This is a genomic window from Agrobacterium tumefaciens (assembly GCF_009649785.1).
In the GTDB taxonomy this organism is placed as follows: Bacteria; Pseudomonadota; Alphaproteobacteria; order Rhizobiales; family Rhizobiaceae; genus Agrobacterium; species Agrobacterium tumefaciens.
In genome coordinates this window covers 15,060-33,832 of sequence record NZ_WJOK01000012.1, presented here as the reverse complement: position 1 = coordinate 33,832, position 18,773 = coordinate 15,060, and the positions used below count along the sequence as shown (strand labels likewise).

Annotated in this window: 21 protein-coding genes; 8 read left to right on the top strand and 13 right to left on the bottom strand. The window is 59.6% G+C overall.

Annotated elements, in window-relative coordinates; genetic code table 11:
- Nucleotides 1-62: 62 nt before the first annotated feature.
- A complete protein-coding gene (locus GH784_RS14330; protein ID WP_065704955.1) occupies nt 63-2,258 on the top strand; it encodes a transglycosylase domain-containing protein in 2,196 nt (731 codons plus the stop codon).
- Nucleotides 2,259-2,439: 181 nt separating this feature from the next.
- On the top strand, nt 2,440-2,898 hold the full coding sequence (locus GH784_RS14325) for a VOC family protein (RefSeq protein ID WP_065704957.1): 459 nt from the start codon (nt 2,440-2,442) through the stop codon (nt 2,896-2,898).
- A gap of 6 nt (nt 2,899-2,904) precedes the next feature.
- Here the strand turns inward: GH784_RS14325 and GH784_RS14320 are convergent, their stop codons facing one another.
- Entirely contained in the window at nt 2,905-3,804 is a 900-nt protein-coding gene (locus GH784_RS14320; protein WP_065661233.1) for a LysR family transcriptional regulator ArgP, read from the bottom strand.
- Nucleotides 3,805-4,100: 296 nt separating this feature from the next.
- Here GH784_RS14320 and GH784_RS14315 point away from each other — a divergent pair, with 296 nt between their 5' ends.
- Nucleotides 4,101-4,709: a LysE/ArgO family amino acid transporter gene (locus GH784_RS14315; RefSeq protein WP_003512058.1), complete on the top strand. Its 609-nt coding sequence runs from the start codon at nt 4,101-4,103 to the stop codon at nt 4,707-4,709.
- Here GH784_RS14315 and GH784_RS14310 read toward each other — a convergent pair.
- Nucleotides 4,706-6,094, bottom strand: a complete 1,389-nt coding sequence (locus tag GH784_RS14310) for a M20 family metallopeptidase (RefSeq protein ID WP_065704959.1) — start codon at nt 6,092-6,094, stop codon at nt 4,706-4,708. The genes GH784_RS14315 and GH784_RS14310 overlap by 4 nt on opposite strands.
- 108 nt (nt 6,095-6,202) lie before the next feature.
- Between GH784_RS14310 and GH784_RS14305 the strand changes: the two genes are divergently transcribed.
- Entirely contained in the window at nt 6,203-6,790 is a 588-nt protein-coding gene (locus tag GH784_RS14305) for a DUF1214 domain-containing protein (RefSeq protein ID WP_003512054.1), read from the top strand.
- Nucleotides 6,783-7,331 (top strand): DUF1254 domain-containing protein, encoded by a 549-nt coding sequence (locus tag GH784_RS14300; RefSeq protein ID WP_013635715.1) that lies wholly within the window; start codon nt 6,783-6,785, stop codon nt 7,329-7,331. The genes GH784_RS14305 and GH784_RS14300 overlap by 8 nt, the downstream gene beginning before the upstream one ends.
- A 20-nt stretch (nt 7,332-7,351) precedes the next feature.
- Here GH784_RS14300 and GH784_RS14295 read toward each other — a convergent pair whose 3' ends face one another.
- Nucleotides 7,352-7,540, bottom strand: coding sequence for a hypothetical protein (locus tag GH784_RS14295; protein WP_065704961.1), 189 nt, complete (start codon nt 7,538-7,540; stop codon nt 7,352-7,354).
- A gap of 555 nt (nt 7,541-8,095) precedes the next feature.
- On the opposite strand from GH784_RS14295, the gene GH784_RS14290 reads away from it, so the two are divergent.
- Nucleotides 8,096-9,004: a DUF2336 domain-containing protein gene (locus GH784_RS14290; RefSeq protein ID WP_003512047.1), complete on the top strand. Its 909-nt coding sequence runs from the start codon at nt 8,096-8,098 to the stop codon at nt 9,002-9,004.
- Between the two features lie 58 nt (nt 9,005-9,062).
- On the opposite strand, the gene GH784_RS14285 is transcribed toward GH784_RS14290, so the two are convergent.
- From GH784_RS14285 to GH784_RS14275, 3 genes are all read right to left on the bottom strand, one after another.
- Nucleotides 9,063-9,416 (bottom strand): DUF1491 family protein, encoded by a 354-nt coding sequence (locus GH784_RS14285; RefSeq protein ID WP_003512046.1) that lies wholly within the window; start codon nt 9,414-9,416, stop codon nt 9,063-9,065.
- 113 nt (nt 9,417-9,529) lie between these two features.
- Nucleotides 9,530-10,453 carry a peptidoglycan-binding domain-containing protein gene (locus tag GH784_RS14280; RefSeq protein WP_065704182.1) on the bottom strand — a complete coding sequence of 308 codons (924 nt, stop codon included), beginning with the start codon at nt 10,451-10,453 and terminating at the stop codon, nt 9,530-9,532.
- Nucleotides 10,425-11,954, bottom strand: coding sequence for a sensor histidine kinase (locus GH784_RS14275; RefSeq protein ID WP_003512044.1), 1,530 nt, complete (start codon nt 11,952-11,954; stop codon nt 10,425-10,427). The genes GH784_RS14280 and GH784_RS14275 overlap by 29 nt, the downstream gene beginning before the upstream one ends.
- A 485-nt stretch (nt 11,955-12,439) precedes the next feature.
- On the opposite strand from GH784_RS14275, the gene GH784_RS14270 reads away from it, so the two are divergent.
- Together GH784_RS14270 and GH784_RS14265 are read left to right on the top strand one after the other, a co-directional pair.
- A complete protein-coding gene (locus GH784_RS14270) occupies nt 12,440-12,865 on the top strand; it encodes a DUF5330 domain-containing protein (RefSeq protein ID WP_025592804.1) in 426 nt (141 codons plus the stop codon).
- A gap of 193 nt (nt 12,866-13,058) precedes the next feature.
- Nucleotides 13,059-13,475 carry a SufE family protein gene (locus GH784_RS14265; RefSeq protein WP_025592801.1) on the top strand — a complete coding sequence of 139 codons (417 nt, stop codon included), beginning with the start codon at nt 13,059-13,061 and terminating at the stop codon, nt 13,473-13,475.
- A gap of 4 nt (nt 13,476-13,479) precedes the next feature.
- Here the strand turns inward: GH784_RS14265 and GH784_RS14260 are convergent, their stop codons facing one another.
- From GH784_RS14260 to GH784_RS14230, 7 genes are all read right to left on the bottom strand, one after another.
- Entirely contained in the window at nt 13,480-14,337 is an 858-nt protein-coding gene (locus GH784_RS14260) for a DUF6456 domain-containing protein (RefSeq protein ID WP_065704181.1), read from the bottom strand.
- Nucleotides 14,330-14,752, bottom strand: coding sequence for a helix-turn-helix domain-containing protein (locus GH784_RS14255; protein WP_003512040.1), 423 nt, complete (start codon nt 14,750-14,752; stop codon nt 14,330-14,332). The genes GH784_RS14260 and GH784_RS14255 overlap by 8 nt, the downstream gene beginning before the upstream one ends.
- Nucleotides 14,753-15,143: 391 nt before the next feature.
- Complete coding sequence (gene ros, locus GH784_RS14250; protein ID WP_003512037.1) at nt 15,144-15,572, bottom strand: MucR family transcriptional regulator Ros; 429 nt, start codon at nt 15,570-15,572, stop codon at nt 15,144-15,146.
- 431 nt (nt 15,573-16,003) lie between these two features.
- Nucleotides 16,004-16,336 (bottom strand): monovalent cation/H(+) antiporter subunit G, encoded by a 333-nt coding sequence (gene mnhG / locus GH784_RS14245; protein WP_003512029.1) that lies wholly within the window; start codon nt 16,334-16,336, stop codon nt 16,004-16,006.
- Complete coding sequence (locus GH784_RS14240; RefSeq protein ID WP_065658150.1) at nt 16,333-16,719, bottom strand: cation:proton antiporter; 387 nt, start codon at nt 16,717-16,719, stop codon at nt 16,333-16,335. Before GH784_RS14240 ends, mnhG begins: the two co-directional genes overlap by 4 nt.
- Nucleotides 16,716-17,195, bottom strand: a complete 480-nt coding sequence (locus GH784_RS14235) for a Na+/H+ antiporter subunit E (protein ID WP_013635705.1) — start codon at nt 17,193-17,195, stop codon at nt 16,716-16,718. The genes GH784_RS14240 and GH784_RS14235 overlap by 4 nt, the downstream gene beginning before the upstream one ends.
- Nucleotides 17,192-18,769, bottom strand: coding sequence for a Na+/H+ antiporter subunit D (locus GH784_RS14230; protein WP_003512023.1), 1,578 nt, complete (start codon nt 18,767-18,769; stop codon nt 17,192-17,194). Before GH784_RS14230 ends, GH784_RS14235 begins: the two co-directional genes overlap by 4 nt.
- Nucleotides 18,770-18,773 lie beyond the last annotated feature (4 nt).

Sequence of the window (18,773 nt, the reverse complement as noted above, 5' to 3'; positions counted from 1 at the left end):
AATTGGATGAAGCGCAGAAACATCGACAATCCGCGTTGCGTTGAACAGGAAAACATCGCCAGGTGCAGGAAGAAAAAGACGATAAAAACGGTCGCAAAAAGCGGCACATCCTGCTGAGAATCGATAGCTTTATCGACTCCGGCCTGTGGACGGCTGCGGCAAGGCTGGTGGATTTCTGGGAAGACGTCACCATTGCCTCGCGCAAACTGCATGTGCGCGGCTGGAAGAAGCTTCTCGTCAACCTGACATGCGACGCGCTGACCTTCGGAACGGCCGGCTGTGTCGTTCTTCTGGCGCTTGCCATGCCCGCCTTTGAGGAGACCAAGAAGGACTGGCGTTATCGCGGTGATTTTGCCGTGACCTTCCTTGACCGTTACGGCAACACCATCGGCCATCGCGGCATCATCCATGAGGATTCCGTCCCGATCGACCAGATGCCGGATCATTTCATCAAGGCGGTTCTGGCCACCGAAGACAGGCGTTTCTTCGACCATTTCGGCATCGATTTCATTGGCCTTGCACGCGCCATGAGCGAGAATGCCCGCGCCGGCGGCGTGGTGCAGGGCGGCTCGACGCTGACGCAGCAGCTTGCCAAGAACCTGTTCCTTACCAATGAGCGCTCGCTTGAGCGCAAGATCAAGGAAGCCTTCCTCGCGCTGTGGCTCGAGGCCAACATGTCGAAGAAGGAAATCCTCAGCCTTTATCTCGACCGCGCCTATATGGGCGGCGGCACGTTCGGGGCAGCAGCGGCGGCGCAATTTTACTTCGGCAAGAACCTGACCGATGTCACGCTTGCCGAATCCGCCATCCTCGCCGGCCTGTTCAAGGCGCCGGCTAAATACGCACCGCATGTCAACCTGCCCGCCGCACGTGCGCGCGCCAACACCGTGCTTTCCAACCTGGTGCAGAGCGGGCTGATGACCGAGGGTCAGGTGATCGGCGCGCGGCGCAATCCGGCCACCGTCATTGACCGCGCCGATGTGAAGGCCCCGGATTATTTCCTCGACTGGGCGTTTGACGAGGTACAGCGGCTGGCGGCGCAGGGCAGGTTCAAGGACCATACCGTCGTCGTGCGCACCACCATCGATACCGGGCTGCAACAGGCAGCCGAGCAGGCGATGGAAATGGAGCTGCGCGAGTATGGCGAGGGCTACCGCGTCAAGCAGGGCGCGATGGTGATGATCGAAAACGGCGGCGCGTTGCGCGCCATGGTCGGCGGGCGTGACTACGGCGAAAGCCAGTTCAACCGCGCGACGGCGGCGCTGCGCCAGCCGGGATCCTCCTTCAAGGTCTATACCTACTCGGCCGCCATGGAAAAGGGCATGAAGCCGGAGACGCTGATTTCCGACGCGCCCGTGACCTGGCGCGGCTGGTCTCCGCAGAATTATGGCCGCTCCTACGCCGGCAAAGTGACGTTGCAGGTGGCGCTTGCCAAATCCTACAACACCGTGCCGGTGCGTCTCGCCAAAGACGTGCTCGGCACGCAGGTGATCGTCGACACCGCCAAGGCGATGGGCGTCGCCACGCCGCTGCGCAGCGACAAGACCATTCCGCTCGGCACATCGGAACTGACGGTTCTCGATCAGGCGACGGCCTATGCCGTGTTCCCGGCCGATGGCATGCAATCGCGCCGCCACGGCATCGAGCAGGTGCTGGATTACGAGGGCAAGGTTCTCTACGATTTCGGCCGTGACGAGGAACCCGCCAAGCGGGTGCTTTCCGAAGAGGCCAATTCGAAGATGAACCAGATGCTTGTCACCATTCCCGTGATGGGAACGGCCCGGCGCGGCGCGCTTGAAAACGGCATCGTTTCCGGCGGCAAGACCGGCACGTCGCAGGCTTACCGCGACGCCTGGTATGTGGGCTTCACCGGCAATTACACCACGGCGGTCTGGTTCGGAAACGACGATTTCACGCCGATGAACAACATGACCGGCGGCGCGCTTCCCGCCATGACCTTCAAGCGGCTTATGGACTACGCCCATCAAGGCATGGAGCTGCGCCCCATTCCCGGCATCCAGAACCCGCTGCCGACAGGCGCGCGCCCGCAGCCTTCGGCCCAGGTCGCTGCCGCATCCGCCACCGCTGCACCCGCCATGCCGGCACTCACCCGCCCACGCTCGCTCTCAGCCGAAGCAACCCGCGTCATCCGTTCCATCGCCAAGAAGATGAAGGAAGCCACGCCTTTGACCGTCACGACGCAAAAGGTTGCGGATGCGTCATTGCGGGATGGCCCGGGGGATGCGGCCCGGCGGTGACGGCTTGGCAACCTTGGCTCATAATGCTGAAGGCGTTTTTCCCTCCAGATTGCTGCCTGCACTCGGCTTTAGAAAAATCCATATTTGGTGCTTGACCTCAATCATGGTTGAGGTTGCACAGTCCGGTTGCAAGAAAGCGAATGCCCGAAAGGTGCAGCGCTAAGGCAATTGAGGACAGGAAATGGTGAAAGTAAAAGCATTGTTCGAGACGCATTTGACGGTTTCGAACCTGGAACGCTCGGTTGAGTTTTATCGTAATGTTGTCGGCTTGGAGCTGGCACAACGATTCCCTGAACGGAATGTGGCGTTCTTCTGGACCGGCGAACGTGGGCATTCGATGCTTGGCCTATGGTCCATCCATTCCGCACCCATCAATATGAGACTGCACATCGCCTTCAGCGTCGATTTTGATCAGCTTCTCGCCGCACCGGACTATCTACGCCGGAACGGCGTAACGCCGCTCGGTTTTGACGGCGAAAACGAGATCGACGAGCCCGTCGTCTTTCCATGGATGCCGGCAGCCAACGTCTATTTCAAGGATCCCGACGGCCACTCGCTGGAATATATCGCGTTTCTTGGCGGCGAAGCAAAACCGCAGATTCCGCGCGTGTTGAACTGGAGCGAATGGCAGACTATTTGATCTGCCTCAGGAAAGAAGCGCCGCCCGTGCTGTTTCCACCACATGGGCGGTGAGCGTGCCGAGGCGTTCAGCGGCGAGCCGATTGACCTGCCAGTAGAGCGGGATATCGAGCGGTGTGCCGGGAACGACTTCCACAAGCCGCCCCGCCTCAAGGTGCTCTCCCACCAGCTGCACCGGGTTGAGGCCCCAGCCCATGCCGGCAAGACTTGCCTTCACGAAACCGTCGGTCGAGGGCAGCCAGTGGGTGGGATAGGATATATCCTCACCCAGCGCTTTTTTGATCCAGCTGGCCTGCAGCCTGTCCTTCTGGTTGAAGGTAAGCCCCGGCGCGCGGGCAAGCGTGGCGGGCGTGACGCCATCGGAGAAATGGCGCGCCATGAAAGCCGGGCTGGCGGTGGCGTGATATCTGAGCACACCGAGAGCCAAGACCCGGCAGCCCTGCACAGGCTTGGCATGGGCGGTGACGGCGGCGAGCACCCTGCCCCCGCGCAGCCATTCCACCGTATGGTCCTGATCGTCCACCGCGATGTTGACGAGATAGTCGCTGCCACCGGTGAATTTCGAAACCGCGTCGAGAAACCATGTGCCGAGACTATCGGCATTGGTGGCAATGTTGAGTGTGACACGCTCTGCCGCCGCGCCCGCTTCCGAAAGAACCGGAAGCTGCCGGAACAGTTCGGTTTCCAGCATGCCGACATGGTCCATGTGCCGGCAAAGCCATTCGCCCTTTTCCGTCGCCACGCAAGGATTACCGCGCACGATCAGCACCACGCCGAGGCGCTCCTCCAGCTGCTTGATACGCTGGGAAACGGCCGAGGGCGTGACACACAGCACCTGTGCCGCCTTCTCAAAGCTGCCGGTCTGGGCCACGAGCGCCACGGCGCGCATGGAAGGATAGTCCAGCATCAAAGGCCTCCTTGTAAAGATTGATATGGGCGTGGTTGACGGGAAGCGTCCGGGCAGTAGCAGTAGCACTCTCCTCTTCCCTCATTCCTGTCCTTGTCACAGGAATGAGGGTCAGGCGAGGTGCCCGCACATGAAATCGCCCTGTCGCATAGTTTTTGCCCGTCATTAGTTTTACTTACTTGAACTGAGTTTGTTTAATTTGATTAAACCATGTGAGGGAAATATCAAAGCACTCGGTCTGGAAGCGGTGGCATCATCCATCCGCACAGGCAGAGACAAAAGGCAGCAGCCAGCACATGGACATTCAAATCTTCTTCACCGGCCTGACGATGGGTCTCAGCCTCATCGTTGCCATCGGCGCGCAGAATGCTTTCGTTCTGAAGCAGGGGCTGGCGCGCTCCCATGTCTTTGCCGTCTGTGCCACCTGCGCGATTTCCGATGCGCTGCTGATCACCGTCGGCGTCTTCGGTTTTCAGCGGATAAGCGCCGTCATGCCGGCGCTCGATCCCATCATGCGGTATGCCGGTGCGGCGTTTCTCATCTGGTATGGCGCGAAAAGCCTACATTCGGCCCTGCGTTCGTCGGAGGTGCTTTCGGTGGCGGAAAGGCGGGAGGCGAGCCTGTGGCAGACGCTTGCCATTTGCCTGGCGCTGACCTTTCTCAACCCGCATGTCTATCTCGATACCGTCGTGTTGCTCGGCACCATCTCCACGCAATTTCCCGGCTTTGAAAAAACCTTCGCGGCGGGTGCCGCCACCGGCTCCCTGCTGTTCTTCTTTTCGCTGGGTTACGGCGCGCGCTGGCTGCGCCCGATCTTCGAAAAGCCGTCCGCCTGGCGCATCCTCGAAGGGGTTATCGCCTTCACCATGTGGGCCATCGCCTTCAAGCTGGTCATGGGCGCTTAAAGCGGAGGGGTTTCTCCCTCTCCGAGGTCCCAGTAAAGCCCGGCCATGATGGCAAGCGCCTCGCGGGCAATCTCCTTCGGCAAATGTTCGTTCGGCGCATGCTGCGAGCAGCCGGGATAAGAATGCGGCACCCAGATGGTGCGCAGTTTCAGTATATCGGCAAAGATATCGTTGGGCAGCGAGCCACCCAGATTGGGAAGAAGTGCCGGTGTCTTGCCCGTCGTGCGGGCCATGGAACTCAGAGTGAAGCCGACCCATGGGTCCTGCGGATCGAGCCGCGTGGCGCGGAAAATCTCGTCGCCGGCGGGTACGATCCGAACCATGCTGAACCCCTGCCGGTCGAGATGGCGGCGGATGGCGGGCAGCGCGGCTTCCGGATCGATGCCGACAACGAAGCGCAATTGCAGCCGCGCCCATGCCCGTGGCGGAATGGCATTGACCGGCGCGCGCGGATTGCCGGTCTCAAAGGCCAGCACCTCCAGCGCGCACCAGCCGAACACACGCTCGGCGGTGGAAAGGCCGGGCTCGCCCCAGTCAGGATCGATTTTCGGACCATCCGGTCCGCCATCGATCTCGCAATCGGCAAGCGCGTCACGCACCGCCTGCGGCAGTTCTTCCGGCACCAGTTCGGGCACGCGGATCTGCCCGGATGGGCCAACGAGGCTTGCCATGGCATGCGCCAGCTGCACGCCGGGGTTGGACAGCGCCCCGCCCCAATTGCCGGAATGATGGCCGCCTTCCCGCGCCTCGATCACCAGATCGAAGGTAATGCCGCCGCGCGCACCGAGAAAAACGGTCGGCCGCTCCGCATTCAGGCGCGGGCCGTCGGAGGCGATCAGAAGATCGGCTTTCAGCCGCTCGCTATAGTCCCGGCAAACTTCCCTCAAGCCGGGAGAGCCCCTCTCCTCGCCCATCTCGATCAGATATTTGGCGTTGAACCCAAGTCTTCCACGCGTCTCCAGCACCGCTTTCAGCGCCGCCATGTTGACCGAATGCTGCCCCTTGTTGTCGGCGGTGCCGCGCCCGTACCACCTGCCATTGCGCTCGGACATCACGAAAGGCGAAAGGCCTTCTGCCCAGCCGTCATCAAGACCACGCACCACATCGCCGTGGCCATAACCCAGCACGGTCGGCAGATCTTCATCCTCGAAACGTTCGGCGATCAGAAACGGCAAATCCGCCGCCGGGTCGCGCAGGATCGTGCAGGAAAACCCCATGGCGGTGAAAGCGGGCTGCATTTCGCACTCCAGATAGAGCGCCAGCTCGGCACCGCGCGCCTTATCCTGGCTTTCGGTGCGGAGCGAAACGCGCCGCGCCAAGTCCTGCTCGAACCTGCCATCGTCGAAAAAGCGGGTGGCGTGGTCGATGGCGGCTTGTCGCGACATGGTGGAATCCCTCTTCTGGTCATTTCCATCAAGACTAAACAAGGCGTACCATTTTCCAAACAGGGAATCAGTGATAGTCCTCGACCTGTTCAAAAACGGGAAAACAGCGTGTTTCGAGTTCCATTCCTTGTCGGCATCGCCCTATTGATCGCCTTTGGCGGCGGCATTGCCGCGACGCTGGCAGCACTTGAGGCGACATCCGGCTTCGGCTCGATCCGCATCGGCTCATGGGATGCCTTTCCGGAAGCGCAGACGATCGAGGCCGATCCCTACGCCAAGTCGCACCGCGCCGATGCCGGCAAGCTGCTTTATGGAACGGCCGAGGGACTGGCCTTCACCGCCTCCGTCGACAGCGACGGCCAGCGCCTGACCGGCGAATGCCGTTACCAGCTGGCGGGCGCCGTGCCGCCCTCGCGGTTCTGGACGCTCTATACCGCCGACCAGCAGGGCAATGTTCTGGCGGAAGATGCCGGACGACCCTTTGCGCTCAATTCGCGCACGCTGCTGCGCAGTGCCGATGGCGGCATCGACATCACCATTGCACCCGATGCCCAGACCTATAACTGGCTGGCCGTGCCGCAGGGGCAGACATTCAAGCTGGTCATGACGCTGCTCGACACGCCGGTTGCCGGCAGTTCCGGCCTTATCGACATCGCCATGCCGCAAATCCGCAAGCTGGGGTGTGGCAATGCTTAGGACCCTGCTCGCCATCCTCACCGGCCTTGTCGCCGCCGCCGTGCTGCATGTCGTCATTCTTCTGGCGATACCGCATTTCAGCAATCGCGACGCCTATACCCGCGCCTTGGCGGAAGGTAAGCCGCATCAGTTTCATCTTCTCGAAGAAACGACGGAGAAAAAGACACTGGGAAGCGGCGATCCCTTCATGCGAGTTGCCGTCTGCACCTTCAATATCGAGGAAAAGCCCGTCAGGCTGACGGCCATCGGCGCGGTGCCCTTCTGGTCGGTCGCGGTTTACGACAAGGCGTCGAACGAGGTGTTCAGCATGAACGACCGCACGTCCGCAGGCGGGGTGATGGATATTCTGGTGGCGGATTCGGTGCAGATCGCGGCCATTCGCAAGGCGCAGCCGCCATCGCTTTCACAGGCCATTCTGGCGGAATCGGATCAGACGGAAGGGTATGTGGTGTTGCGGACCATGGTGCCGCAGCCGAGCTTCGGGGAGGAAGCGGAACGGTTCCTGAACGAGGCGAAATGCCAGCCGACACCGTGGAAATAGCGCCGGTCAACCAAGCGTAATCAGGATTTGAAGGCGGTTTCCGGTGCGGGCTTGCGCTTGCGCGCATCCTTGCCAGCCGGTTCCGTATCGCGTTTTTCATAACGCACGCCGGTAAACAGCACGACCTTTGCCGGGCCCATAACCTTGCCGGACATTCCGGCCGGGCGCACGCTTCGTCGGGCCTCGGCGATTGGAATAATAACTGCCATGCTCGTCTCCTCTTCGGGAGTCAATGTTGCCCATGGGAACCGCGCAAGCCTCGTCTTGCGTCGGGAATTTCATCACCATCACATTGCGCATAATCCAGCCCACAGACTGGTTTTCGCACGACCCAAAAATCGATGGCGATTTTGCAAGGTGTCGTGCGCATATCAAGGCTTCGGCATGCCATTTTCGAAATTATTCTATCAATCAGAATAACATGGAATCCTAATACTGCCCATGAAATTAGAAACAGACAGAGGTTAATGATCCGTTAACCCTAATCGCCGGGCGCCAACTTATCCTTCATAAAGCTGCACCCGTTGAAAACAAAGGCGAGACGGCAAGGTTCCATGACGTTTTGTCCGTCACGAAGGTTTTAAAATTTCCTTGTTGATAAACGCACAATAACGCTTGCCACCCCCCATAGTTAACAGGGTGTCAACGGATTTGCTCTAATTTGAACCGATATTGTGTTTGCGTTTTTGTTGGGTAGTGCGTTGACCGACCGGTTTCGAGAACTTGAGAGGCCAAGAGCCGTGAGGAAGAAAGATGTGGTGCTAATGGCCACTGTCACGAATTTTGAGACTGTTCCCCATCCGTCAAAAACGGACCTTCGGCAGTTTGCCGAGCTTTTCATGCCGCTTTTCAACGCTTCCACCGAAGAGGCCAAGCGGGAAGCCATTGCAGCGCTTTCCCAGCATCCCAACGTGCCTTCGGCGGTTGCCTTCTTCATCGCCTGCCAGCCGATTTCCATTGCCGCCCCCTTCCTGATTTCGTCGAAGTGCCTTGATGACGACACGCTGATCACCATTGCCCGCACGCAAGGGGCCGCCCATGCCCGCGCCATCGTGCGGCGCGAGGACCTGTCGCCGACCGTCATCGACGCGCTAGTCGGCCTGCGGCACATGGAAGACCTGAAGCGACCCGATGACGCGACGCCTCCCGCCATGCCGGAGCCAGCCATTGCGCAGCCGGCAGACGCCCAGATCAAATCCACCGCCGTGGAAGAGGAAATGCGCCAGCGCATCAAACGGATGGCGCATCAGCTCAGCCGCCCGGAAAGCGACGTTCTTGGCCTGCGCCGCCTGAGTGACGTGCAGGAAGCGCTGCTCGTGCGGTTCGCGCGCGAGCGTGATGCGCGGCAGTTTGCGGTGACGCTGGCGGATTCGCTGTCGTCCAGCTACTGGCTGTCGGAGCGCATCATGCTCGACATATCAGGCACGCAGCTCGCCACCACCCTGATCGGGCTCGGCATGGAATTTTCCGAAGCCGCCTTCATATTGCAATGCTTCTATCCGCATCTTGCCGCCGCCGAAGGCGACATGAGCCGCGCCGAGGCCATGCTCGACCGCCTCGAAATCATTGAATGCGAAGAGCGGGTGGAAAGCTGGCGGCGCGCCGACAGCTACACCCACGGCCGCGAACGACCGAACCACAGCGCACCTGTCATTCACAGAACGGGGACGTGAGGGTTAAGGCGGCCCCCCCTCGCCCGGAGCAATTCCGGGCGCAAAGCTGCTGCACGCTTTAAATCTTCGGTTGGTCTACCAGCGTCAGGAGAGTGCCGATCTCGTCCGTTTCGATCTCGACGACCCATAGATCGCTGTCGAAGCGCCGCTCCCTTTCGAGAAGAGCAGCACTTTCCTCCCCCTCCACACCCGCAAGGCGCGTCTCGAAACGGCGTTCGGCCCGGACTTCCTCGTCCTCGGCAAAACTCTGCGGCGCAGGCCCGTAGAGGTTTTCGCGGCCATCACGAAGGCGCTGGCGGATGAAGATCGCACCGGCCTCTTCCGCACCCTTCTTTTCGACAGCGGCAAAGCCACCAGCGGAAAACACGCGGCGGATAAGGGCTGATACGAAGATTTCGGATTTGAGGCGCATTGGGGGTGCTTTCGATGGAGGCGCCAGGCCGCTGCCTGTCCGTGTTGTTACGCTCTCTTCTTTCCTCGTTCCTGCGCTTGTCACAAGAATGGAGAGAGTTGAGACCCAGTCCCCTAAAGCGCCCCGATCGATTTCAGCTTCTTCAGCACGGCTTCGCTCGGTTCACCGGTCTCCGGCAGGCGGTAGTGTTTTTCGAAATGGCGGATGGCGTTGCGGGTCTGCTCGCCGGCCACACCGTCCACCTTCACATCGGCATAGGCGATATTGATCAGTCCCTGCTGGATCTTTGCAATCAGATCGCGGCTCACCGGCTTTGAAGCGGCGGCAGCGCTGTTCAATGAGACCGGTTCGGCCTTGGGATGAGGCGCTTCAGCCTTGCGGATTGCGGCCGCGACCGGGTCGATCTCAACGCCGCCGCCGGTGTTGGCGTCGGAAGGCCGATCCTTCGGAATTGCGGCGACGGTTGCGCCGTCGATCCTGAGCGCCGCCAGCACCCGTGTCGTCGGTTCGCCGGTCTGTTCCATGCCGAGTGTTTCTTCGAAGAACATGATGGCGGCAGCCGTGCGAGGTCCCATCTTGCCGTCCGCCTCGCCTTCGTAAAGCCCGCGTTTTTTAAGTTCGGCCTGAATATCGGCAACGATCTGCTGCGGCTTCTGGTTTTCCGCCGCAACCGATGTCGCAGGCGTCGCCGTTGCGGCCGCCGGTTGCTGCGCCGTTTCGGTTTCGCTCGGGCGTTCTATGCGGAAGGTCGTGACATGGCCCTGCGTGCCGAGCGGCTCTGCCGCGCGATAGCCGGCAATCCCGTTCGGGTTTGCCGCATCGCGGGTACGCAGAAAAGGAGACGGATGAACGCCCGGCTGGTACCAGAGCGCGTTGGCGGCGACAAAACCGAAAACGACCACGAAGGCGCCTGAGCCGCCCACCAGTTTGGGACGGCGCAGGAGTTCGCGCCCGATGGCCGAAACCACCAAGGAAACAATCCCGGCGCCAATCTGGGCCGTTGTTTTCTTAGGCGATTTTCGCTTTCGCGGGGCCATCGTCACCATCCTTCTTCATAATCGCGGCCATTTCGCCGAGCCGTTTGATGCGCGGCGGAAACTCCACCATGCATTCGGTTTCAGCGTTTTCGCCACCCGCCATGCCGGAACCGTCGGCAGGCAACATGATCGTTACGACCGTCCCCGCGCCGGGCTGGCTGGTGATGGCGAAAGTGCCGCCATGCAGTGCTACCAGACCCTTGACCAGGGACAATCCCAGACCCGTGCCCTCATAGCGACGGGTATATTCATTCTGGACCTGCATGAAAGGCTGGCCCAGGAGTTCAATCTTGTCGGATGCGATGCCGATGCCGGTATCGCTGACCGTCAGTTTCAGCATCCTGCCTTCACGCGCAGCATCGATCGACACTACACCGCCGGCATCGGTGAACTTGATGGCGTTACCGGCCAGATTGATGAGAACCTGGCGGATGGCGCGCTGGTCGGCGGAGATTTCGCCGATACCGCGCTGGATGCGGCTGGTCAATGTCAGACCTTTTTCCTTCGCCTGCAAGCCGAGCATGGCCTCGCAGGACGAGATGGTTTCGCCGATCGGGAAGCTTTCCATCATCAGCTCGTAACGGCCTGCTTCCAGCTTGCTCATATCCAGCATGGTGTTGACCACCGACAGGAGATGCGCGCCGGACTGGCGGATCAAGCCGACATATTCCCGCTGGCGGTCGTTTTCCAGCCGGCCGAAATATTCGCCCGCCAGAATGTCGGAAAAGCCGAGGACGGCGTTGAGCGGGGTGCGTAGTTCGTGGCTGACGGCAGCGAGGAACCGCGACTTGGCGTCGTTGGCCGATTCCGCCTCCGCCGCCTTGCGGGCGACATCGCGGCGCAGAAGCTCCATCTCGGTAACGTCGGAGAGCTGGGCGACGACGCGGCGTAGCCTGCCAGCCGCATTGCGGATCGCCGTCATTTCCATACGCGCGTGGATGAACTGCGCCTGGCGCGATTTCGCGCCGGTTTCGAACCGCAGTTCCACGCTGGACTTTTCCTCGCCCTGCCGCAGAAGGTCGAAAGCCTGCATCAGCTCGATGCGATCAGAAACATAAACATATTCGGCAAAGACATGGCCCTTGCAGGCCTGAAGATCGGCTGGAAACGTTTCAAGGTCGCGGCCGGAGACGCGCTCGACGAGGCCGTTTTCATTGATGGTGAGTACGAGGCCGGGCACCTGCGATGCCGCAACGAGGTCATCGTCGCCGGCTTGAGCGGACAGGGACGCTGCGCCACGGGCAGGACGCGAAAAGGCGATCAACAGGGCGGCTGCGGCCAGATACAGCGCCAGCACCAGAGCGGCGCCGATGGGCAGCGCGATGGCGGGGCTGAAGACGAGGCTGAACAGGGCGGGAACGACCAGAAAGCCGACGGCGCTGAAGGCAAACAGGCGGCGCAGGCGCGCAACGGTGCCGGCGCGCCTTTCGGCGTCCTCCTCCATACGCGCAAGCCATCTGCCTGCGGCATGGTCGACCAATGCGACCGCTTTTTTTCTCATATTACGCAATACCAAACCTGAATCCCTGAGACGGATCTAACGGCTCCGACAATAGAAGCCCGCGGCTTAAGGAATGGATAAAAAGAACGGCACCAAACAGCCTCGAAATGCGCCGCAGTCCCATTACGGAGCATTTCAACCAAGCTTTGCCAATCATGGTTAATGACGGGTAAGCGACGGATTTCGCTTTATTTTTGCCATCGCGTTAACCTTTGTGGCGGCACGGGTGACCACTTTTGCCCGGAACAGACGGCATCTGTCGCAATTATGCTTAACATGGACTGTTAAAATGCGACGGAATTGCTGGAGCCGGTCCCGATGCGAGGAGAATAGATACAATTTGAATTAAATTGCGCGGCTTTTTGCAATTGGCTGTTCGCCGGTCGCCTGTAGCTTCTCTCCAAGCCCGAAAAACGGGACAAAGGCCGATGACCCAAAACGGGCGGGGCTTCAAAACAAAGATCATCTGGCAGGGTAGTCTGACAATGTGGTTTCTGATCAAAGGAACATTCTGGTTTTCGCTGGTGCTGGTCGCGCTGTCCTATTTCGGTAGCAGCAACGATCCGACCAAGGAACCTTCGGCATTCGATATTCCCAGCGCCGTTTCGGCAGCCGGTGAGGCCTATCGTTATGTCAGCGCCATCTGCATCGAAAAACCCGACGTCTGCGTCAAGGGCGCCGAAACCTTCCACGCGCTCGGTGAACGGGCAAAGGAAGGCGCCAAGGTCGCCTATGAATTGCTCGACGCGCAGCTTGCATCCGGTGATAAAACGGCACCCGCAGCCGAACTCGCCAGCGAGAGCGAAAAACTGGCCGCAGCACCGGCGATCAGCGTCGAATTCCCTGGGAATGCCGACATGCTGAAGACCGGCACCATCATTCCCCTGCCGCAGAAGCGCCCCACCCCCTGATATTTTGCGCCGCCTAACGCCGCGCCGCCCCTTCTCTGCAGCCGGATATGTCCGCCTGCGTGACTGCCTGCCAAACTTGCCCACGGAAACCTGTTTTCCGTGGGCTTTTTCATGGTCCGCATGGTTCAAAACCGTCTGCACTTGCCCTATATCGTAGCAAAGCATGGCAATAACGAACGATACGGCGCGCAACATGGCCTCTCTCGATACGATCCTTGACGATTTCGCCTTCCTCGACGACTGGGAGGATCGCTATCGTTACGTCATCGAACTCGGCAAGGCGCTACCCGACCTTGCGGAAGACAAGCGCACGCCTGAGAACAAGGTGCAGGGCTGCGCAAGCCAGGTCTGGCTCGTCAGCCACAGCGATGGTGCGGAAGATCCTCTCATGACCTTCGAGGGCGATTCCGATGCGCATATCGTGCGCGGCCTCGTCGCCATCGTTCTTGCCGTCTATTCCGGTAAAAAAGCTTCCGAAATCGCCGGCCTCGACGCCATTGAGGTGTTCGACAAGATCGGGCTGGTGGAACATTTGTCCTCGCAGCGCGCCAATGGCCTGCGTTCCATGGTCAAACGTATCCGCGAGGAAGCGAGACTTCTGACCGCCTGAGCCTTCATTCTGTTGCCATCGTTGGCGCCATCGGCGGGCGATAATCTTCGTCGCCCCAATGGTGGCTTGTCCTTCTGCTGCGTTGCGCTTGCGGCGCATAATGCCGGGCAAGCGATAGCAGAGCGGCCCGCAGCAGCAGTTTTGCCGAACGCGCCGGCCATTGCCGCTCGCGCTCTACGGCCTCCAGCCCCTTTTCAAAGCAGCAGATATCGATGGCGACACCTGAAAGTTCAGGCCCCATAGCATCTGCTGCACGGGAAAACCGCGTCCGTGCGGAAATCGCCGCATCGGTAAGATCGAGCTTGCCACCCGCCTCCCCCTTCGTGCGGCTTGCAATTTTCGGCTCCCATGTTGCCGTCACCTTCGGGTTCAATTGCGCGCGGTGAAAATCGGCGGCGAGGCGTTCGCCCGCCTGCAAGGCGTCGCTGGGGAAGAATGCCGTGCCATCCTTTTCCTTCAGCCGTGAAAGGCCTGTCAGTGGCGAGCTATTGAGGTTGCGCCGGGCCGGCTGCCTGTCCTTGCCGACATCCAGAACCACCGTCTGCAAATCCCAGTGCTGTTCCTGAAAAATCTCGTCGCGATCCCTGGCTATAGCGCGCTTCAAATAGGAGGCGAGCGGCGGCGCGGCGGAGAGTGTGTTTTCGCGTCTTTCGATCAGCCCCGAAGAGAGGGCGAGCTGCACCGTGGCGGCCGGAAACCGCAACGCTGGACGCCCTCTCCTGCCGTTCCCGGCCTCCGGTCGCTGCAATACCATATCGCCGCGATCCTCCGATATCTCAGCCGTGCCCGCAGCAATGCAGCGCAGGAGCCGCAACAGGACAGTATCGGGAAGTATCGATGGAGCGCTTTTTGTCTCACTCATCCCGAACACCTTTCATCACGTTGAAAATGCTGCCGGAAAGCCGCTCCAGTGTGGCGACGAACTCGTCAAAGGCGGGTTCGTCGCGACGATCCTCAACCACTTGGCAGGCATGGCCGACTGTCGTTCTGTCCCTGCCGAAACACGGGCCGATATCCGACATGGGAATACCGAGCTGCACATGGCACACATACATGGCGATCTGGCGGATATGGCATTCGGTGCGCCGCCTGTCCCGGCGCGCAGCCACACGATCGCCGGTTAATTGCACCATTTCCCCGGCCAGTTGCCGGACCAGCCGGCAAATCCGGGAAATCTCATCCCGCCCGGCAGCAGGCGGAAAACGGCGGAAATTGCTATCGGCAACCTGCACACAGGGCCGAAAGGGGGCAGGCAAAGACGATATGTCCGAAGGCATATGCAACTCCTTTACGAATAGGAATTAATTCATACACCTGAGGATGGACGCGGGGAAGGGCAAATTTGGCGTCGAAAAACATGCAGTTGATTTCGCTTTGTTTTTGAATAAAGGTGACGCCTAGACAAGGATTTTTTTCCTCTGTCGAAATTGCGCGCGGCAATAAAAAAGCCGGTCTAAGGACCAGCTGGACATAACACTATGGTGCAAGTTGTGTATGGAGCGGGCATGCGCGCCCTGCCGCCATCTCCTGCTAAGGGAAAAGGTCACGGCGGCGAGTTAAGGGGCAAGGCCAGCAATATGCTGCCAAGGTCCCCTTTATCCGGCGCTTCGGGCCATCTTTCCCCGGACGGGGAGAAAATACAGCCGCGACACAATCCGTCTTAGAAAATCAACGGTTCGCCTTGCGGCGCTGACCGAGACCCATTTCCTTGGCGAGCCGCGAACGGGCTTCGGCATAGGCGGGAGCAACCATCGGATAATCGACCGGCAGATCCCATTTTTCGCGATATTCTTCCGGCGTCATGCTGTGATGCGTCGTCAGGTGGCGTTTGAGCGACTTGAACGAGCCACCACATTCCAAACAGACGATATGATCGTCCTGAACCGACTTGCGAACCGACACAGCAGGCTTCTGCTTTTCAACATTGACCGCCACCGATGCCGGTGCCGATGTTCCGCTGAGTGCCGTATGAACATCCGAAATAAGGCCGGGAAGCTCAGTTACCGGAACGACGTGGTTGCTAACATAGGCAGCCACAATATCCGCCGTCAGTTCGACCAGCAGATCCTGGGCGTTACCGTATGCAGTTTCCGTCATTTAAGTATCTCCTGTTATTTATCTCCAGACACGGATGAACGCCGCATCGAGCGATGTGAAGTTACCCGGTGCCCCTCCTTCGCCCTGTTGAAACCAACGTGAAATCTACCCCTAGATTTCAAGCGAAACCGGAAACGAATTGATCCGAGATTCAACTTGTAGCCCGCGACATGGCCAACAAAGGTCTGATCAACCATAGATTAGACATTAATAAAATGCCTACGCCGACCATGAAGAGGCTAGATGCAAATCGCAATAAGCAATTTTACACTTAATTTGGATAGCATCAAAACAGCAAAAGTCAAATTCCTATTATGATTTTTTCAGTTCAAAACAGTCTAATTGGAATACAAAAAATCACGGGTAATAAAATACTATGCCAAGTAGTAATGCAAAACGAAGACCCCCCATTATTAGGGGGTAATTCAACTTCAAATTTTCTTTAGGTCATCAACTACCGATTTATCAGCAAGTGGATAACCTGCCTTGTGTGCAGCCATTGCAAGAAGATGTGCGGAGACCGGTGCTGTCAGAACAAAGAAAAAGAAACCGGCAAGTGCCCGTGCCAGCGTCGATATTTCCGTGGAATGAATGCCGACAGCCAGCAGCAACAGGCCCGAACCCACCGTTCCCGCCTTGGAAGCCGCATGCATGCGGGTGTAGACATCCGGCAGGCGATTAAGCCCGATTGCCGCAATCAGCGAGAAGGCGGCACCTGAGACCGTCAGTGCCGCAACCAGAATAGCCACGATCCAGCCCATCATCGACCGCCCCTTCTTTTTCCACGCCTGGATACTTGTTTGTCAGGCTTTTCAACAACTTCCGATGCCCGCTCGCCGTCGAGAACAGCCTTTGTCCTGCGCCTGCCATCTGCACCGCGCGACAGGACGAAGCGGGCAAAAGCCACCGTTGCGAGAAAACCCACCAGTCCGAGCGCAATGGCGATATCGACATAAAGATCGACGCCGGTGCGGATGGCGATAACCGCAATGAAGCCGATGGCGATACCGACCAGCATGTCGAGCGCGACGATTCGGTCCGGCAAGGTCGGACCGACGACGACGCGATATACTGTCAGCAAAAAGGCAGCGGACAGTACAACCGTGGCAAGTACAGTTGCAAATGAAACTATGAGTTCCGGCGTCATCCCTGAAACGCCTCCATGATCTTTTTTTCGAAGCCGTTTCGGATGTCATTCTTGGCGGCTTCGATATTGCTGCAATCGATCGCGTGGACGTAGAGCGTTGTTTTATCCTCGGAAACATCGACCGAAAGTGTGCCGGGGGTCAGCGTGATGAGATTGGCAAGCAGCGTGATCTCGAAATCCGTCGTCAGCCTGAGCGGATAGGCGAAGATACCGGGCTGCACATCGAGCTTCGGCCGCGTCACCATCACCGCCACCTTCCAGGCCGACAGCGCCAGCTCCTTGAAGAACAGCAGCAGCAGCGACAGCACGCGGACCGGACGCAGTCGATGACGGCCGCCCTTGGGGATCTGGTGACGGATAAGGCCCAGAGCCAGCGCCGAGACGATGAGGCCGAAGAGAATGTTCGCCGGCGTGACGCTGCCACTTACGGCGAGCCATACGCCAACGAAGAGCAGTAACAGGATGTAGCGGCTCATGGTCTGCTCCCTTCGGGAAACACCGACTGGATATAGGCTTCGGGGTTGCCAAGCCCCGCCGCCGCCTGCTGGCTGAGATTGAGCAGGCTTTCCGGAAACAGACCGAAGAATACCACCAGCAATGTCAGCCCGACCAGCGGGACGAAAGAAGGGGCCGCCAGAGGCGACGCAGGCAGCGACGGCGCCTGGCCGGTTGAGGCCACTGCCGGGCGCCAGAAACATAAGAGGAAGACACGCCCGAAGGCGATGGTGGCGATGAAGCCGGACAGGAGAAGGGCGGCGGCAAGCCACCAGGCGCCGATATCGATCGCCGATTTGACGAGAACCACCTTCGGCCAGAAGCCGGAAAACGGCGGCAGGCCGGAACCGGCGAAAAACAAGGCGAGCGCGAGGCCCGAAAACCACGGCGCCTGCCGATAAAGGCCACCGAGCGAAGTCAGGGTAAAACTGCCGCCAAGGCGGGCGGCGTGGCCGGCGGCGAGATAAAGCGCCGTCATCAGCACCATGGAGTGCAGCGCGTAAAAGATCGCGCCAGCAACGCCGGAGGGCGTGCCGATGGCGATGCCCGCCATCATGTAACCGATGCCCGATATGACGATGTAACCGAGCATGCGGCGGATATCGTTCTGTGCGAGCGCACCCATGGCGCCGAGCACCATTGTCAGCGCCGCAGAGATGGCGATGACGATACTCAGCTCCTCTCGCTCGACCGGAAACAGCATGACCATGACGCGCAGCAGCGCGTAGATGCCGACCTTGGTAAGCAGGCCGCCGAACAGGGCGGAAACGACGATGCGCGGCGTGTGATAGGAGGCGGGCAGCCAGAAATTCACCGGAAAGGCCGCCGCCTTCATGGCGAAGGCGAGAGCAAACAGGCTGGCAAGCGTCATCAGCGGAGCTGTGCCGCGCAGCTGCGTCGCCTTCAGCGCGATATCGGCCATATTGAGCGTGCCGAAGATGGCATAGAGATAACCGACCGTGATCAGGAACAGCGTCGTGCCGATGAGGTTGAGGATGGCGTATTTCAGCGCGCCATCGATCTGCTCGCGCGTGGAGCCCAGCACGATGAGGCCGAAGGACGAGATCAGCAGCACCTCGAACCAGACATAGAGGTTGAAGAGGTCGCCGGTCAGGAACGCACCGGTGACACCCGCCATCAACAGCATCAGGAATGGATAAAAACCGTATCGCCTGCCGCTGGCGTCGATATCGGCGCTGGCGTGGATGGCACCGGCCAGCGCTACGATGGCGGCGGCGAGCGACAGCAGCGTGCCAGTCAGATCAGCCGTAAAGGCAATGCCGAAGGGTGGCAGCCAGCGGCCCATGACCATGGTGAACGGCCCTTGGGTCACGACCTTCCACAGAAGCGCAGCATCGAGCAGTACCAGCAGAACAAGTGCCGTGATTGCAATGGGCGCATGCAGACGCATGGTGTGGCGCAGCATCATCAGCACCGCACCTGCGCCTATTGAGAGCGCGACAGGAAGGATGATCAGCCAGTCGGATAGCGGCACGGGTGCCGTGACAAGCGCTGCGGAAAGATCTGATATTGCAGAAGTGGTGGATGAAGCCATGTGT

Bases quoted from the DNA above. Each gene is read 5' to 3' on its own strand.
- GH784_RS14270 (WP_025592804.1), top strand. From the start codon at position 12,440: ATGTGGTTTCTGATCAAAGGAACATTCTGGTTTTCGCTGGTGCTGGTC.
- GH784_RS14285 (WP_003512046.1), bottom strand. From the start codon at position 9,416: ATGCGCCTCAAATCCGAAATCTTCGTATCAGCCCTTATCCGCCGCGTG.
- GH784_RS14265 (WP_025592801.1), top strand. From the start codon at position 13,059: ATGGCCTCTCTCGATACGATCCTTGACGATTTCGCCTTCCTCGACGAC.
- GH784_RS14235 (WP_013635705.1), bottom strand. From the start codon at position 17,195: ATGAGCCGCTACATCCTGTTACTGCTCTTCGTTGGCGTATGGCTCGCC.
- GH784_RS14280 (WP_065704182.1), bottom strand. From the start codon at position 10,453: ATGGCCCCGCGAAAGCGAAAATCGCCTAAGAAAACAACGGCCCAGATT.
- GH784_RS14325 (WP_065704957.1), top strand. From the start codon at position 2,440: ATGGTGAAAGTAAAAGCATTGTTCGAGACGCATTTGACGGTTTCGAAC.
- GH784_RS14240 (WP_065658150.1), bottom strand. From the start codon at position 16,719: ATGACGCCGGAACTCATAGTTTCATTTGCAACTGTACTTGCCACGGTT.
- GH784_RS14310 (WP_065704959.1), bottom strand. From the start codon at position 6,094: ATGTCGCGACAAGCCGCCATCGACCACGCCACCCGCTTTTTCGACGAT.
- GH784_RS14260 (WP_065704181.1), bottom strand. From the start codon at position 14,337: ATGAGTGAGACAAAAAGCGCTCCATCGATACTTCCCGATACTGTCCTG.
- GH784_RS14295 (WP_065704961.1), bottom strand. From the start codon at position 7,540: ATGGCAGTTATTATTCCAATCGCCGAGGCCCGACGAAGCGTGCGCCCG.
- GH784_RS14255 (WP_003512040.1), bottom strand. From the start codon at position 14,752: ATGCCTTCGGACATATCGTCTTTGCCTGCCCCCTTTCGGCCCTGTGTG.
- ros (WP_003512037.1), bottom strand. From the start codon at position 15,572: ATGACGGAAACTGCATACGGTAACGCCCAGGATCTGCTGGTCGAACTG.
- GH784_RS14315 (WP_003512058.1), top strand. From the start codon at position 4,101: ATGGACATTCAAATCTTCTTCACCGGCCTGACGATGGGTCTCAGCCTC.
- GH784_RS14275 (WP_003512044.1), bottom strand. From the start codon at position 11,954: ATGAGAAAAAAAGCGGTCGCATTGGTCGACCATGCCGCAGGCAGATGG.
- GH784_RS14230 (WP_003512023.1), bottom strand. From the start codon at position 18,769: ATGGCTTCATCCACCACTTCTGCAATATCAGATCTTTCCGCAGCGCTT.
- GH784_RS14320 (WP_065661233.1), bottom strand. From the start codon at position 3,804: ATGCTGGACTATCCTTCCATGCGCGCCGTGGCGCTCGTGGCCCAGACC.
- GH784_RS14290 (WP_003512047.1), top strand. From the start codon at position 8,096: ATGGCCACTGTCACGAATTTTGAGACTGTTCCCCATCCGTCAAAAACG.
- mnhG (WP_003512029.1), bottom strand. From the start codon at position 16,336: ATGATGGGCTGGATCGTGGCTATTCTGGTTGCGGCACTGACGGTCTCA.
- GH784_RS14300 (WP_013635715.1), top strand. From the start codon at position 6,783: ATGCTTAGGACCCTGCTCGCCATCCTCACCGGCCTTGTCGCCGCCGCC.